Origin of the sequence: Mammaliicoccus sp. F-M27 (assembly GCF_022387115.1) — a bacterium.
GTDB lineage: Bacteria > Bacillota > Bacilli > Staphylococcales > Staphylococcaceae > Mammaliicoccus > Mammaliicoccus vitulinus.
This window is the reverse complement of the sequence record NZ_JAJNIE010000031.1, coordinates 1-2,872: the sequence shown is the minus strand read 5'-3', so window position 1 is coordinate 2,872 and position 2,872 is coordinate 1. Positions and strand designations below refer to the sequence as shown.

General features: G+C 32.1%; 2 protein-coding genes. Both read left to right on the top strand.

Going from position 1 to position 2,872, the window contains the following annotated elements; genetic code table 11:
- Positions 1 to 1,601 (top strand): N-acetylglucosaminidase (locus tag LQ598_RS13610; protein ID WP_239745718.1); only part of this gene is annotated, 1,601 nt, incomplete at its 5' end.
- A 156-nt stretch (positions 1,602 to 1,757) separates the two neighbouring features.
- Entirely contained in the window at positions 1,758 to 2,759 is a 1,002-nt protein-coding gene (locus tag LQ598_RS13605; RefSeq protein WP_107536714.1) for an acyltransferase family protein, read from the top strand.
- Positions 2,760 to 2,872 lie beyond the last annotated feature (113 nt).

Below are 2,872 nucleotides of genomic sequence, written 5' to 3'. Positions count from 1 at the left end.
AGCCTGCCGCTTCTAATACAGTGAAACCTAAACCTGTGGCGAAGCCTGCTGCTTCTAATACAGTGAAGCCTAAACCAGTAGCTAAGCCTGCTGCTTCTAATACAGTGAAGCCTAAACCAGTAGCTAAGCCTGCCGCTTCTAATACAGTGAAACCTAAACCGGTGGCGAAGTCTGCCGCTTCTAATACAGTGAAACCTAAACCGGTTGCGAAGACTGCTGTTTCTAATACGGTGAAACCTAAACCGGTGGCGAAGCCTGCCGTTTCTAATACGGTGAAACCTAAACCTGTTGCGAAGTCTACAGCTTCTAATTCAGTTGCGAAAACAGTTAGAGTGAATTATGTTGGTAAAGTTAATCAAAACATTTCTGGTGTTTATACATCAGTTTATGATCAAAAAACTGTCCCTGCTCTTAATAAAGCTGGTAAAACATTTAAAATTGGTAAACAATCCACATATAACAATCAAACATTCTATTTATTACAAGATAACAATGCCATACCTTTAGGATGGGTTAATGCGCGTGATGTGCAATTACAAACAACTAAAGCTCAACCTAAAGCAGTAAAACAAGCTACACCTGCACAACCTAAGAAAACTAATGCGATTAAATATAGTGCAGTAAACAATCAACCAATTCCTTTAAAAGAAAATTATACTAACTATTTAATTTTTGATAACACTGGCTACTTCTATAGCCAACCACATGTTTCAAAAAATACATTACTAGGTTCATTACAAAATTATCAATATGCTTATTTCAAAGTTATTTCTTCACAACAAATTGAAAATGAACTTTGGTATAAAGGTATTCTCAATGGTAAAACTGTATGGATTAACTCTAAATATTTACAACTAGCTACTGAGGCAACGAATATTTCAACTAGTCCTTATACGCTTGACGAAGCAGTAAATATTCAAATGGCATTACGAAATGGCTCTGAACCTAAAAAAGTATTACCAAGTGGTGTGAGAAATGCTACTAGAGCTGAAGTTAAAGATGCAATGGATACAACTAAGTACGTAAATGATCCAGTTCAAAAATATCAATTTTTAGATTTAAATAAATCACAAGGCATCTCTGTTTCTAAATTAAATGACTTACTTCGCGGTAAAGGCATTTTAGAAAACCAAGGTGAAGCATTTAGCCAAGCTGCAAAAGCTGTTGGTGTTAATGAAATTTATTTAATCTCACATGCGTTATTAGAAACAGGTAATGGTACAAGCCAATTAGCAAATGGTGGTGCTATTGATAAAAATGGAAAAGTTGACTTAAATCCTCAAACTAAATATTATAATATGTTTGGTGTCGGTGCGATTGATAACAATGCATTATACGGTGGTATTAAGTATGCTCAACAAGCTGGTTGGAATACACCTGAAAAAGCGATATTAGGTGGCGCTCAATTTATATCAAATAATTACATTAAAGCTGGACAAAACACATTATATAAAATGAGATTCAATCCACAAAATCCTGGTGTACATCAATATGCTACTGGTGTAGATTTCGCAAAATCTAACGCCCGACGTATTAGTGACTTCTATCAACAGATTCAAACTGATGGTCAATATTACGATGTAGATCAATATAAATCATAATTATTAAACAAATATTGAATAAACCAATGCCATCAAGGCATTGGTTTGATTTTTTTAGTTTATATTCTATTATTTTTATTTGTACTTTCAGAAATTTTAATTTATAATCTACATTTCAAGTAAACTGTAGACAATCGATTTAGAGGAGCACTTTTCATGCCAAACGATAAAGAAAGAGATCATTATTTTGACAACGCTAGATTTTTCTTAATTGTGTTAGTTGTTTTCGGACATTTAACAAGATCTTATGTTAATGATAGTCATATATTTAAAGCATTGTACATGTTTATATATAGTTTCCATATGCCCGCATTTGTTCTTATATCAGGATTTTTCGCAAAAAGCGTAGGTAAACCAGGTTACATAAAAAAAATTACAATAAAGCTTTTATTACCTTATCTTATATTCCAATTATTTTATGGTTTATATTATTACTATATAGACAGAGACGATACGTTGAATATTAGTCCCTTTGATCCTCAATGGGCTATGTGGTTCTTAGTCAGTCTATTCTCATGGCATGTTATATTGCATTTCGTACGAAACTTCAATCCTTATATAACATTTACTGTAGCTATAATAGTAGGTTTAGTAGTTGGTTACTTTGATTTTATCAATGCAAAACTTAGTCTATCGAGAACATTCGTATTCTTCCCGATATTCTTATTAGGATATTATATTAATAAAGAACAATCGTTTATTTTAAGAAATAAAAAGTATTTATGGCTTTCAACATTGAGTTTATTCGTTATTTTTATTGCTTATTTATTAACTGATTATAACTTTGAATGGTTATTTGGTAGCAAACCTTACTCAGCACTTGAAAGTGATGTTGATGTATACAGTTCTTTAAAAAGGTTGTTCATTTATGTCGTTATTTTCGTATCTACTTTAAGTTTTATGAATTTAATACCCGAACGAAAATTACCCCTGACTTATATTGGTTCAAGAACGATGTTTATCTACCTACTTCATGGACTTTTCGTTGGTTTATTCCGTTCAAAAGAATGGGATAGAATGCTATTAGATCAACCGTATGTTTGGGTTGCAATTGTGCTCATTACTATCATAATTGTTTATTTCTTCAGTAGTGATCTCGTTAGGCACTACGCTAACCCAATTGTTAATATTAAAAAACCACCTAAAAAGAAAGAATAATTAAAAAGCCTATCCTTTAAACTGATATGCTCCCTGTTAAGGAAACACTTAAATAGTGAAAACTTAGCAGGGAGTTTTACTATGACTAGAAATATTAAAATAGATATAAATAC

What these genes read in the sequence shown, in the direction of transcription:
- LQ598_RS13605 (WP_107536714.1), top strand. Translation starts at nt 1,758, where the DNA reads ATGCCAAACGATAAAGAAAGAGATCATTATTTTGACAACGCTAGATTT.